11 protein-coding genes and 2 pseudogenes are annotated in these 12,640 nt (G+C 68.1%); 6 read left to right on the forward strand and 7 right to left on the reverse strand.

Translation table 11 applies throughout. The features are described 5' to 3' along the window. Window positions 1–26: 26 nt before the first annotated feature. Window positions 27–854: pseudogene (locus tag IPG50_06465) on the forward strand (MoxR family ATPase). Between the two features lie 9 nt (window positions 855–863). On the opposite strand, the gene IPG50_06470 reads toward IPG50_06465, so the two are convergent. Further along, window positions 864–1,412, reverse strand: coding sequence for a hypothetical protein (locus tag IPG50_06470; protein ID MBK6691835.1), 549 nt, complete (start codon window positions 1,410–1,412; stop codon window positions 864–866). A 125-nt stretch (window positions 1,413–1,537) separates the two neighbouring features. On the opposite strand from IPG50_06470, the gene IPG50_06475 reads away from it, so the two are divergent. Beyond that, on the forward strand, window positions 1,538–2,155 hold the full coding sequence (locus IPG50_06475; protein ID MBK6691836.1) for a DUF420 domain-containing protein: 618 nt from the start codon (window positions 1,538–1,540) through the stop codon (window positions 2,153–2,155). 25 nt (window positions 2,156–2,180) lie between these two features. Here the strand turns inward: IPG50_06475 and IPG50_06480 are convergent. The 3 genes and pseudogenes from IPG50_06480 to IPG50_06490 all read right to left on the reverse strand — a co-directional run bounded on the left by IPG50_06480 (window position 2,181) and on the right by IPG50_06490 (window position 4,783). Next, a pseudogene (locus IPG50_06480) lies at window positions 2,181–3,264 on the reverse strand (Mrp/NBP35 family ATP-binding protein). 67 nt (window positions 3,265–3,331) lie between these two features. Further along, window positions 3,332–4,234 (reverse strand): aldehyde dehydrogenase family protein, encoded by a 903-nt coding sequence (locus IPG50_06485; protein MBK6691837.1) that lies wholly within the window; start codon window positions 4,232–4,234, stop codon window positions 3,332–3,334. 12 nt (window positions 4,235–4,246) lie between these two features. Then, window positions 4,247–4,783 (reverse strand): aldehyde dehydrogenase family protein, encoded by a 537-nt coding sequence (locus tag IPG50_06490; protein MBK6691838.1) that lies wholly within the window; start codon window positions 4,781–4,783, stop codon window positions 4,247–4,249. A gap of 231 nt (window positions 4,784–5,014) precedes the next feature. Between IPG50_06490 and IPG50_06495 the strand changes: the two genes are divergently transcribed. Together IPG50_06495 and IPG50_06500 are read left to right on the forward strand one after the other, a co-directional pair. Beyond that, entirely contained in the window at window positions 5,015–6,154 is a 1,140-nt protein-coding gene (locus IPG50_06495) for a hypothetical protein (protein MBK6691839.1), read from the forward strand. A 58-nt stretch (window positions 6,155–6,212) separates the two neighbouring features. Next, the gene (locus IPG50_06500; protein ID MBK6691840.1) at window positions 6,213–6,416 is read left to right on the forward strand and encodes a hypothetical protein; all 204 of its coding nucleotides are present in this window, start codon (window positions 6,213–6,215) and stop codon (window positions 6,414–6,416) included. A 54-nt stretch (window positions 6,417–6,470) separates the two neighbouring features. On the opposite strand, the gene IPG50_06505 is transcribed toward IPG50_06500, so the two are convergent. Next, window positions 6,471–7,550: a VWA domain-containing protein gene (locus IPG50_06505; protein ID MBK6691841.1), complete on the reverse strand. Its 1,080-nt coding sequence runs from the start codon at window positions 7,548–7,550 to the stop codon at window positions 6,471–6,473. Between the two features lie 365 nt (window positions 7,551–7,915). On the opposite strand from IPG50_06505, the gene IPG50_06510 reads away from it, so the two are divergent. Then, window positions 7,916–8,755 (forward strand): hypothetical protein, encoded by an 840-nt coding sequence (locus IPG50_06510; GenBank protein MBK6691842.1) that lies wholly within the window; start codon window positions 7,916–7,918, stop codon window positions 8,753–8,755. Between the two features lie 254 nt (window positions 8,756–9,009). Here the strand turns inward: IPG50_06510 and IPG50_06515 are convergent, their stop codons facing one another. After that, window positions 9,010–10,284 carry a hypothetical protein gene (locus IPG50_06515; GenBank protein ID MBK6691843.1) on the reverse strand — a complete coding sequence of 425 codons (1,275 nt, stop codon included), beginning with the start codon at window positions 10,282–10,284 and terminating at the stop codon, window positions 9,010–9,012. A 584-nt stretch (window positions 10,285–10,868) separates the two neighbouring features. On the opposite strand from IPG50_06515, the gene IPG50_06520 reads away from it, so the two are divergent. Beyond that, window positions 10,869–11,285 carry a hypothetical protein gene (locus IPG50_06520; GenBank protein MBK6691844.1) on the forward strand — a complete coding sequence of 139 codons (417 nt, stop codon included), beginning with the start codon at window positions 10,869–10,871 and terminating at the stop codon, window positions 11,283–11,285. A 12-nt stretch (window positions 11,286–11,297) separates the two neighbouring features. On the opposite strand, the gene IPG50_06525 is transcribed toward IPG50_06520, so the two are convergent. Then, complete coding sequence (locus tag IPG50_06525; GenBank protein MBK6691845.1) at window positions 11,298–12,491, reverse strand: pyridoxal phosphate-dependent aminotransferase; 1,194 nt, start codon at window positions 12,489–12,491, stop codon at window positions 11,298–11,300. Window positions 12,492–12,640: the final 149 nt, after the last annotated feature.

The following is a 12,640-nucleotide window of genomic DNA, read 5'->3' on the forward strand; positions in this document are numbered from 1 at the left end:
GCCGCGGCCCGTGGTAAACACGGTACGTGAGCGACTTCCGACGTTTCAACGGCACGCCCAACTACCTGACCAACGACGCCCTCGAGGCGGCCGTCAACTGCGCCCTCGTGCTCGAGCGGCCGCTGCTCGTGAAGGGCGAACCGGGGACGGGAAAGACGCTCTTGGCCGAGGCCGTCGCCGAGACCTTGGGGCTCCCCTTGATTCACTGGCCCGTGAAGTCGACGACGCGCGCCGACCACGGCCTCTACATCTACGACACGGTGCAGCGCCTCTACGACGCCCGCTTCGGTGAGGGCGACGTCAAAGACATCCGCCGGTACATCAAGCTCGGGCCCATGGGCCGCGCGTTCTCCAGCGCGCAGCGCGTCGTTCTTCTCATCGACGAAGTCGACAAGGCCGACATCGAGTTTCCCAACGACCTGCTCCACGAGCTTGATCGCATGCGCTTCGTCGTCGGCGAAACGGGCGACGAGGTTGTGGCCAAAGAGCGCCCCGTCGTCATCATTACGTCGAACAACGAGTAAGAGCTGCCCGACGCCTTCTTGCGCCGCTGCGTGTTTCACTTCATCGATTTCCCCGATCGCGACCTCATGCAGCGCATCGTTCGGGTACACCACCCGAAGATCGACAGCGAGATCGTCGACCAGGCGGTGGTCGCGTTCTACGAGCTTCGCGAGTTGCCGCGGCTGCGCAAGCGCCCCTCCACGAGCGAGCTCGTCGATTGGATCGCCGTCCTGCAACGCTCGAACGTTCACAAGGAGCGGCTCGTGAAGGAGCTCCCGTTCTTGGGCGTCCTGCTCAAGAAGGAGCAAGACGTCGAGCTCGTGAAGAGCTCGAAGAAGTGGAAGAGCTGACGCGCCTACCTAGAGGCGCGGAGGCGTTGACTTCGGGGGCGTGGACTTCGGCGGGCTCGACTTCGGCGCCACCGACGCAGGCACGGGCGTGATGGAGATCGGCGGCAACGAAATGGCAGGCGCCACCGGTGTGAGCGACGGCAACGGCGGCAGCGAAGCCCCGACGCGCGGCGGACTCGGTGAGCGTGTCGGTACCGAGCCGGGCACCGACGCAGCCCGGCTCGCCGGAGGGGTCGTGGGGTGTTGCGAGCGCGGTACCGGCACTTGGCTCGGCGTGGTGAGGGCCGCGAACATCGCCGGCTGCGAGAGCGGCCCCGCGCGCGACGGCCGACGCTCCGCCGGAAAGACGCGAGAGTAGAGCTCGAGCACAGCGTCGAGGAGGGCCGTGGCCTGTACCTCCGAAGGCGTCCGCCCCGCCAAGTTGAGGAGGCCGCGCTCGAAGGTGCCGAGCCTCGCGCGAAGCTCGCGGGACCGCGGCGACGACGGCATCGCGCCCAGGGCGTGCTTGATTTCGCGCAGCACGCGCTCCACGCGGACAATCTGAGCTTGCGGCGTCACGAGGGCATCATAACGGGCTCGACGCCCTCTGTGCACGTCCTCGCTGCAGCGGCTCGGACCGCACGTCAGCAAAACCCATCAGGGTAGCCCTATCGCGACCGCTCCACTATAGAAGCCTGCCTCCCATGACCAAGAGTGACGCCGCTGGTTCGCCTCTGTCACGCGTCAGCGACCGCGCGTTCTTCGCGTTCAACGCCGTCGTCTCGGCGGCCGCGCTCGCGCTCCTCGCTTACCTGTTGCTCATCCGCCGCGGCGCGGCTGGCCAGACTGACCTCTCCTTCATGCCGGCCGTCAACGCCACCATGAACGGCGTCGCGGCCACGTGCCTGACGCTCGGCTGGTTCGCCATCCGCGCGAAGAAGCCCCGCGTTCACAAGTTCTTGATGGTGTCAGCGTTCGCTGCATCGACGATCTTCCTCGTCGGGTACTTGGCCTACCACGCGGTGCACGGCGACACGCGCTATCAGGGGACCGGCGCGATCCGGACCGTCTATCTCGCGATCCTCGCGTCGCACGTGCTCTTGTCGATGGCCGTCGTGCCGCTGGTGCTGACGACCTTCTTCTTCGCCGCCAAAGGCGCCTTCGCGCGCCACAAGAAGGTCGCGAAAGTCACCCTGCCCATTTGGCTCTACGTGTCGGTGACGGGCGTCGTCGTGTTCTTCATGCTGCGCGGCAGCCCCACCGCAAGAGACGCCGCGGCGCCGCTTTCACCCTCACCTTCCGCCACCGCGACGGTCCGCTAGCCAAGCTACACAAAGCCAGAAACCGTCAGTGCGCGATGGGGAGGCGCTTCTTCCCGGTGCCGCCGCTGCGATCGATCTCGGGCCCTGCGTCGGCCACGTCGCCGCTCTGGGCGCGCGACTCGATGACGTCGACGAGCGCGTCGGCCACCCCCATGAAGGTGCGCGCGATGCTCGACGACGGCGCCGCCTGCACGACCGGCGTGCCCTTGTCGCCCCACTCGCGGACTTGCGACTCGATGGGCACCTGTCCCAAGAGCGGCGCCTCGGCGAAGGCCGCCACGGCTTCGCCGCCGCCCTTGCCGAAGAGCTCGTGCCTAACGCCGGCCGTGTCGATGAAGAAGCTCATGTTCTCCACGACGCCCAAAATGGGAATGTTGACCTTCTTGCACATCGACACGCTCTTGTAGACGTCGTCGGTGGCGACGTTCTGCGGCGTCGTGACGATGACGGCCCCGGTCACGGCGACGGCTTGCGAGATGGAGAGCGTCACGTCGCCGGTGCCGGGCGGCAGATCGAGCACCAGGAAATCGAGGCTGCCCCAGTTCATGTCCTTCAGGAACTGGTTGAGGGCGCCGTGGAGCATCGGACCGCGCCACACGATGGCCTGCTTCGGGTCGTCGACGAGGAAGCCGATGCTCATGAGCTTCACGCCGAAGCGCTCGAGCGGCTCGATGGTCTTGCCGTCGAGCGACACCGGGCGGCCTGACACGCCCAGCATCGTCGGGATCGACGGGCCGTAGATGTCGGCGTCGAGGAGGCCCACGCGATAGCCGGCCCGCGCCAAGGCGAGCGCAAGGTTCGTTGCCACCGTGCTCTTGCCGACGCCGCCCTTTGCCGCTCATGACCAGCACGACGTTGTGCACGTCCTTGACCGGATCGGTCGGCGCGACGACGCGCGACGGCGGCGTGTCGGCCCAGCGCACGTCGATGGCGCCGACGCCCTCGAGGCCGCTCAGCGCCTTGCGAATGGCGGCGCCCAACTCCGCGTGCGTGCCGCCCCCGAGCGCGGTGACGCTGACGTCGCTGCCGAGCACGTGCACGGCGCGGATGGCATCGGCCGGGACATGAGCCCCGAGCGTTTGGCGAACGAGTTCTTCGGTGATCGGCATGGCCGATGAGGTAGGCGCCCCCTCGAGCCGCGTCAATGTCGCGGACGCTTGAGCCGGCTAGGGCGACCTAAGACGGCGGACGGGCCCAAACCACGAGCTTCGGCTCGGTCATCTCGGCCATGGCAAACCGCACGCCCTCACGGCCGAGGCCTGAGTCGCGCATGCCCCCGTAGGGCATGTTGTCCACTCGAAAGGTCGGCACGTCGCCCACGATGAGCCCGCCGACGTGGAGCCGCTCGATGGCCGCGCTGATCCGCTCGAGCGAATCGGTAAAGATGCCGCATTGCAGACCGAAACGCGTCGCGTCGGCGAGGGCGAGCGCCTCATCCCAGGTGTCGTAGGTTTGGACCGTGAGCACGGGCCCGAAGACCTCGTCGTCGAGCACGTGAAGCCCGGCGCCGGCGCCCTTGGCGAAGCGAACGACGCTCGGCGCGAGGCGGTTTCCTTCGCGCCCGCCCGAGAGCAGGATCGTCGCGCCGTGCGTGGCGCGCGCCTCGTCGACCCACGCCGCCACGCGCACCGCGTTGGCTTCGTCGATCATCGGCCCCATCAGCGTCGCCGCGAGCATCGGATCGGCCGGCGCGAGGCGAGCCGCTCGGTCGACGAGCATGCCCACGAACCGCTCAGCGACGGCGCGATGGACGATGACCCGCTGCACCTTGATGCAAACCTGCCCCGCGTAGGCGAAGGCGCCGGTGGTGATGCGATCGGCGGCGTACTCAAGCGGCGCGTCTTCGTGGACGATGGCTGCCGCGTTGCCGCCGAGCTCGAGCGAGACGCGCTTCTTTCCGGCGATGGCGCGGAGGTGCCAGCCGGCGCGATCGCTCCCGGTGAACGACAAGACCCGGAAGCGGTCGTCTTTGACGAGGCGCTCCGCCACGGGGAGCTCGCACGGAACCACCTGGAGCGCGCCCTCGGGCGTTCCAACGTCGCGCCCTACGTCGCGAACCAACCGCACGAGCCTCAACACCGAGAGCAGGACTTACGACAACGGCTTGACCACGACCGTCGCGCCACACGCGAGCGCAGGCGCCACCTTGTGCGCCACGAGGTTGAGAGGAAAGTTGAAGGGCGTGATGGCGAGGACGGGGCCGCTCGGCACCCGATGAAATTGGCCCTGATACCCCGCCGACGCGGGCGTTACGTCGAGGGCCATCACCTCGCCGCGATCGCGCGAGACCTCTTCGCTCGCCAAGTCGAAGGTCGACGCGGCGCGCAGGACCTCGGCGCGCGCTTGCGTGATGGGCTTGCCGGCCTCGCGCGCGATGAGCTCGGCGAACGCTTTCTGCTCCGTCGTGAGGCGCTCGGCGATCTTGCGCAGGAGGTCGCGCCGAACGTAGCTCGGCAGGCGCCGCGTCAGTTCGAAGGTCTCTGCCGCATGAGCGACGGCCCGCTCCGCAACGGACTCGCCCGAAAGGGGCACCTCGGCGACGACCTTGCCCGACCAAGGCTCGCGGATGACGCCACGGGCCGCGCCGACGACGACTTCCCCACCGACGACCACTTCGAACGAGTCCATGGCCGAAGAGAAGCCCGGCCACCGAGACGACGCAAGGCCCCGGCCTGCGCGCCTTTGCACCCAAGGTTGGCTTGCGTTGGGTTGCCGGACACGTCGCCGCGGCAGCGGTGCGGCAGCGCGCTGCCATGAGCGGCAAGGGTAGGAGAAGAGCGGACGGGTAAATGCGGTGCGTCGAGGCAAGAAAGGCCGCGCGCCAAGGCAATGGCCCAGCGCGTGCCTGCCCTACCTCTCATGCAACGACCTCGCGCGTCTTGGTTTGCGTGCGCCGGGCTTCTCGCCGCCGTCGCCTGCGGCACGAGCAGCAACGAATCGTCGAACGGCGGCGCTTCAACGCTTGCCGACGGCGGCACCGATCCGCGAGGCGTCGCTTCCAACGGCGACGCCGCGGCGACCGGCGGCGGATGCGCCACCGCGGAGGCCGTCGCGGGGAAGCCTCCCGTCGACATCGTGGTGGCCGTCGACTCGTCGCCTTCGATGCAAGACGACGCACAAAACGTGCAAGCGAACCTTAACCGCCTGTCGGACACGCTCAAGAAGACGGGCCTCGACACGCGCGTCGTGCTCATCGCGCTCCATTACGAAGGGCCCGGCAACGCGACGAAGATGTGCGTGCCCCCGCCGCTGGGCGGCGCGACGTGCGGGGCCTCGAACCCTCCCCTGTTTCGCCACGTGGTCCAGACCATTGAATCGAACAACATGCTCCGCGTGATCTTGAGCAGCTACGACCACGCGCAGAGCCCTGGCGCGCCGTGGAACGATTTCTTGCGCCGCGACGCGCTCAAGGTCTTCGTGCCCGTCACCGACGACGACTCGACCCCCGGCACCAACGCCTGGGACGGCATCACCGCCAGCGAGTTCGACACATCCCTCCTCGGCAAGGGCGCCGGCAACTTCGGAACGGCCGCGAACCGGCGCTACGTGGTCTACCCCATCGTCGGCGCACCGACGTTCCCAAGCGAGGCGCCGAAGTGTGGCGACAACGCGATGAACACGGGTGCAGAATACATTGACCTAGCCAAGCGAACACAGGGCAAGTGGTTCAGCATCTGCCTCACGGACTTTGCCCCTGTCTTTGACGACGTGGCCGCCCGCGTCGCCGATCGGCTGGCCTGCGAGGTCGCGCTCCCGGCGGCGCCCGCGGGGCAGAACCTCGACCCGAGCCGCGTCAACGTGGCCCTGCTACCGAGCGCTGGCGGCCGGGAGGCGATTCCGCAGGACGCCAGCAAGCCCTGCGACGGCGGCGCCGACGGGTGGCAATACACCGCAGGCAACGCGTCGGTCGTTCTCTGCGGCAAGACCTGCGAGCGTGCACGCAGCGACCTCGGAGCGAGGATCACCGTCGAGCTGGGATGCACGACGAAGATTCGGTAGCGGCCAACGCGAGCGGGAGGACCGGCGCGAGCTTGACTCGTGGTAGCTTGCTGGCCCCATGCAGCCCCTCATTCAAGAGCTCGTCAGCAAGGCCGATCTGTCCCCCGAGCAGGCGGAAAAAGTCGCGGGGGTGATGCGCGACTTTCTTCTCGCACGGGTTCCGGAGGCGCTCCGCGGCACCGTGGAGAGCGCGCTCACGGGAGAACACATCGACGGGGCCCTCGATGCAGCGCGCTCGCTGCTTGGCGGGTTTCTCAAGTAGGGTTCCGTCTCATGTGACGCTGCGCGCCCCCAAGAGGGGCGCCGCGCTGCCCACCTACTTCGGGATGCCGCCCTTCACGGCGCAGCCGAAGAAGACCTCGACCTTCGTGCCCGGCGACTTCATCGCTTGATCGCAGCTCGCGGGGCACAAGAGGATGCGGGAGGGCGACGCGACGTTGTCGTAGTGCCAACCCTCGCCGGTGCAGGCCGCGTTGTAGGAGAGCGTCGCGCCGGCGCCCGTCTTGGGCGACTGACGGACGTTGACCTTCTGCGGGTCGATGGTTTGCCCGTTGGGCGGCAAGGGGATCTTGTAGTCGCACGTCATGGCCTGCGCCGCGATGCTGCCGAGGGCCGCCTTGAGATCCGAGGCGATCTTCGCGGGGTCCGTCGTCGAGACGAGGATCGCCGCGCCGGTGCCGCCAGCGGCGGCGATGGCGTTCAGGTTCTTGAGGTTGTCGCCCACGCCGACGACGTACGTCTTGACGCTGCCAGCGGCCGCCGCGGCGACCTTCGAGACCGACGCCACCGTGCTGCCGCATTGATTCGGCTCGCCATCCGTTACGAGGACGACGGCGGCGTTCTTCCCCGAGGCCTCCACCGACTTCGCGTAGGCGAGGGCGCCGGTGAGCGCGGGCAGCGTCGGCGTCGGCGCCTTGCTTTGGACCTTCACCCCGTTGATGGCCGACGCGAACTGTTGCGCGTTGGGGAGCTGGGTCATGGGAACCGCTGGGGCTTGGTACGCGTTGGCCGCGCACTCAGGCGAGTCGACGGCTCCCTGCGGAAAGAACTGGAGCGAGGCGCTGAGGCCCGTACTCGCCGCGTCGGTGAAGAACGATTTGAGGGCCGACGAGCTCTCCACCCACTTGTTCGCGTCAAGCATGCTGCCGGAGCGATCGAACATGAACACCAGCGACGCGGGCGAGCCTTCGCCGAGCGCCGACGACGTCGCACACGCGGACGACGGGTCGACGTCCGTGGGTGTGACGCTGCCGCCGCCGTTGGCGGCCGGATCGGCGAACGCCGCGGCGGGGCCGCCGTTGGTCGGGTCGACATCGGGCTCCACACTGCTCCCACAAGCGGCGAGCACCGAGGCGATGGAGGCAAACGCTAACGTGGACGTGCGGGGGGAGGGCATGGCGGGCACATACGCAAGCGATGGTCCAAGAGGCGCGGACGCGATGATCTCCTCCCGCCGCACGGTGGCCGAGCGCCAACGCGGCGTCACCACGACGGCTGCGGGAACGGAAAGGAGCGCCCTTGGTGCACTGACTCGCCTCGGATCGGAAGAGAGGCCTGGTGTTCACTTGATCCATCGGGGCAGCGCCGCGACATCGACGCTCGGGTAGGACGTGTGCGCGTCTTCGGCGCGCGACAGCCTGAATCCATCGCGCCCCGGCGCGGATGTAGGACGCGGCCCGATCCTCCGAAAATTCTGACAACTCCGACTGCCAACGGTCGCGGTCCACCGCTTGCTGAGTAGGAAGTCGGAGGCCGAGGACCATGCGAGAAGTGAACTTCGACGATTTGGATGGCGTGAGTGGTGGCGTCTCGCTCGGCGCGCTACCGGTCTCGCAGCAACAGCAAGAGCCCGCTGCGGGGTTTACCTTCGACCCCACGCAGCAGGGCCAGTTTCAGGGGCTCGGTCAGGGCATGTTCCCTGGCTTCGGCGGCATGGAGCACGGCGGCTTCCACGAAGGCCGCATGGCGATGCGCGAGTTCATCCACGATCCAACGTTCCAGGGCGCGCTTCAACAGTTCGAAGCGCAACACCCCGAGCTCGCGCAGGCGCTCGCGCCGCTCAACGAGGCCGGCCAGCAAGGCGGCGGCTTCCACCACCCGCTCGGCGCCGTGATGCACGACCCGAACGGACGCGCCGCGCTCAATCAGCTCCTTGGTGATCAAACGTTCCAGGCCGCCGTTCAGCAATACTCGGCGACGCACGCGGACATCGCGGGGCCGCTCCAGGGCGCCCTCGCACGCCTCGACGCGCGCCTCGACAACCCGAACTTCGGTCAAGGCTTCGGAGGGCATCACGGCTTTGGGCCTCCGGGCTTTGGGCCTCCGGGCTTTGGCCCCCCCGACTTCGGCCCGGGGGGCATGCCGCCGTTCGGTGGCGCGTTCGGAGCGCCGCAGGGTGGCCCGTCGTTCGGCTCGCCGCTTCAAGGGATCTTGGGCCAGAACGCGAGCCCGTTCGGCGGCGCGCCCGTCAACTACAGCGTGCAGGGCACACCCAACGGGTACAGCTACCAGTACACGTACGGGGCGCCCGCGGGGAGCCCGCTCGGCGCGGCGAGTCCGCTCGGTGGCGGCGCCGTCGCCGCGGGGACGTTGCCGACCTAAGAGGGACGCGCGTCGTCGCGTGCAGAGTGCACGCGGATGGTCGAAGGGGATTTGGCGAATCGAGGCGCTCGGCGACGGGCGCCTCGACGCGCTTTGTGGGGACGAGAGGAGAGGAGAGGAGAGGAGAGGAGAGGAGAGGAGAGAGAGAGGAGAGAGAGAGAAAAGGAAGAAGGCGAGGGACCAGCCCTCGCCTTCTTCGCAGTCGGTGCGAAGCGCGCCGCTCCGTTAGAAGCAGACGCGCCGCGCTCGGGTCGTCACTTGACGGCGCCGACGATCTTGACGGAGGCCTCGACCGAGGACGTCATGTCCTTGATCGCAGCGGCAGCCGCGGCGCCGGCGGCGACGAGGCAGGCGGTGCCCTTCACGTCGAGCTTGCCGGAGCCGGCGATGCTCGCGCCACCTTCGGCAACGACGCCGGTGGTGGACAAGAACGCCTGACCGCGCGCCTGAGCGACGACGATGAGCTTCGGCAGGTTGACCTTGAGGGTGTCGATGAGGGCGTTGATCTTCACGTTGCCCTGGGCGCTGGCGTTCGCGACGATCTTGAGCTCGGGCGGCGTGCACTCGGCCTTCGCGCTCGCGCTGGCGTTGCAGTTGCCTTCGCACTTCGCTTCGACCTTGCAGCCACCCTCGAGCTTGCCACCGGTGCAGGAGACGGGCTCGAAGTCAGCGTCGCACTTGCCGTCGCACTTCACGGAGGCGCCCGCTTGCGCCTTGCAGCTGCCGGAGCACTTGCCTTGGCAGGTGCCGCTGCACTTCACGCCCGGGGGCGTGACCGAGCAGGTGCCCTTGCAGGTTCCCTTGCAGGTACCGTCGGCCTGAGCGCCGCTGCCGTTGACGCCGGCCTTGGCTTCGCAGGTGCCTTCGCACTTGCCCTGGCAATCGACGCCGCCTTGCGCGGTGCAGGAGCCTTCGCAGTTGGCCTCGCAGGAGCCCTCGCACTTCACGGAGGCGCCAGCTTCCGCCGTGCAACCGCCCTTGCAGGAGATCTCGAGCGTGCCGCCCGTGCACTTCGGCGGAGTCGCCTTGATGTCGCACTTGGCGTCGCCGCTGCACTTCGCTTGGCAGTTCGCTTGCGCCGAGATCGACGCGCTGCACTGCGGCGGCGCAAACTCGATGCTGAGCGAGGCCTTGGCCGAGCCGGAGGCGCTGGCGGCGGCGTTGATGCTGGCGAGGGCCTGGTCACACCAGAACGACATGAGGGCCCCGCCCGTCTTGCCGTTGGCGCCCGGGTCGCTCGGGTTCGCACCGAGGTCGACGGCGATCGCCTGGCAGGCGTTGGTCACGTCGGTGACGGCGGCGGAGGCGGTGACGCTGAGGTCGCCGGCGGCCTGCGCGAACGCCTGGAACTGACCGTTGACGGCGACGTCGCCGGTGAACTTTGCGTCAAGCATCGCCTGACCGGGCTTGAAGTCGGTGCAGCAGAGATCACCGGCCGGGTTGGTGAGGTCGCTGCTACAGGCCGTGATGGCGGGGATGGCAACCGCCGCGCCGAGGATCGCGGCACGCTTGGCAAACGAAAAGTTCATTAGAAGTTCCTCCACAGTTGATGCGCCTCGGTGGGGGCGCCGGACGAGATAGCCAAACAAGAGAGAAGCCCAGCGACAATGGAATCGGCGACAAAGGCTCGGCTCCGTTGGACGCTAGGTTCACCCCTTCGATTCATCGTTCTTGTTTCGAACAAACCGAGGGGAGAGTCCCCCTTCAGGCGGCGCGAGACTACATGAAAGAACCGAGCCGCGAGCTATTTCTTGCGAAAGGCCCTCTGGGTCCGGCGCTTGGGCCGCGACCGCTACGACATCGGTGTCATGGCAACGCGGGGTTGCGTGGCTTTCCGGATACGCGGCACGCGCGGCGCGAGTGAGCGGCGCGCGGGGGCGCCGGGCTGCCGAACTCGATGGTGTGCATGCTAACCAATCGAGGCTCGCGCCCCCATCGCCCGCGGCGGTGCGCGGTGACCGCGGACAGGCGCGGCCGGGGGCGGCCGGCCCCGCGAGGACGACAATTAGCATGCGAACTAGTCGCCCGGCCCCCGCCTCCGCCCTCCCCCACCCCGGCCCCGGTGTCCCTGTCGCGCGGCCCAGCGTGAAAAGAGTCGTGCTAAGAAACGTGCATGCGCTTCACTTCGCTCCTTGTACTTGGATGCTTGGTGCTCGTCGCCTGCGGCGCTGACAACGACGAAGCGTCCACCACGGGCACCGCGCGACAGAGCCTCACCTTCGACGAGAGCTGCGCGAAGATGGCGGCCTGGAAGCGCTCGCCCGAGCTCAACTGCCAGACGTGCATCGCCGGCGCAAAACAAGGCTGCGAGTGCGCTCGCGAGAAGCCCTGGAACGGCAAGTGCGAAGCGGAAGCGAAGGCCCGCGCCGCCGAGACCGACTGCTCCAGTGAGCTGCTCAACTGCCTCGTGCTGTGCGTCTCCGACTGCACGTGCAAGGCGAAGTGCGTGGCCGGTCACGACGCGTGCGTGGCGAAAGAAGCGCCGCTGCAAAGCTGCCTCGCGGACATCTGCCAGAGCACCTGCGACTAGCGCCAGGCGCCTCTACGAGAGGACGGCGCGGATGGCGGCGAGCGCGGCCTGGATGCGCTCGAGGCTGACGGCGTAGCTGAGCCGCAAGTGTCCCGGCGCGCCAAAGGCCCCGCCGGGGACGCCGACGACGTGGGCCTCTTCGAGCAAGAGCATCGCGACGTCGGCGTCGGTCGTGAGCTTTCGGCCCTTCTTCTCGGTGCCAAGGAGACCGCGCACGTCGGCGAAGGCGTAGAACGCGCCTTCGGGCTTGCGGCAGCGAATGCCCGGAATGGCGTTCAAGCCGTCGACCATCGCGTCGCGACGCGCTTGGAACGACGCGCGAATCTGGGCGAGGGCGTCTTGCGGGCCCGTGAGCGCCGCGAGCGCCGCGTATTGTGCCACGGCCGTTGGGTTCGTGGTGCTCTGGCCTTGGACCATGTCGCACGCCTTCGCCACTTCCTTCGTGGCGACGAGCCAACCGATGCGCCAGCCGGTCATGGCGTAGCTCTTCGACACGCCATCGACGAGGATGAGGCGCTCGCGAAGCTCGGGCGCGAGCTTCAGCGCGGAGACGTGCTCGAAGCCGTCGTAGACGAGCTCGGAGTAGATCTCGTCGACGATGATCCAGCAATCGTGGGGCGCGAGCACGTCGAGGAGCGCCTTCATCTCGCTCGCCGAATACGCTGAGCCGCTCGGGTTCGAAGGCGTGCAGAACACGACGGCCTTGGTGCGCGGCGTCAGCGCCTTCGCGAGCGCCGCCGGCTCGATGCGGAAGCCCGTGCTCTCGTCGCTCGGCACGAAGACGGGCGTCGCGCCCATCATGCGAACCTGCTCCGGGTAGCTGACCCAATAGGGCTCGGGGATGATGACCTCGTCGCCGGCTTCGAAGAGCACGAGGGCGAGGTTCATGAGCGCGTGTTTCGCGCCCACGGTCACGACGATCTCTTCGGGCGCCGGCGCGTAGCCGCGCGTTCGCTCAATCTGCGCCGCGATGGCTTTCTTGAGGGGCGCGATGCCCGAGACGGCCGTGTACTTCGACGACTTGCCTTCGTCGATGGCGCGCTTCGCGGCCTCGAGGACGAAGGAGGGCGGCTCGAAGTCGGGCTCGCCGACGCCGAGGTTGTAAACGTCGACGCCGCGCGCGCGAAGATCCGCCGCGCGCGCATTCATCTGCAGCGTGACGCTCGGCGCGACGGCCTTCAGTCGATCAGCAAGCTTTCGTGCCATCCCCGCCCGTTGTACCAGGTTGGTGGAACCTTCGCAGGTTCCCTCGTGAGCTAACGCTCACGAGCCTCCCTCCGCGCCCTGGCAGACCAGGGGCTTCTGCTTCGGTCTGCGCCTCGCAGAAGCGGTCAGCTGCGAGGTTCGCTGGGCAA

This window comes from Myxococcales bacterium (genome assembly GCA_016703425.1).
GTDB lineage: Bacteria > Myxococcota_A > Polyangia > Polyangiales > Polyangiaceae > JADJCA01.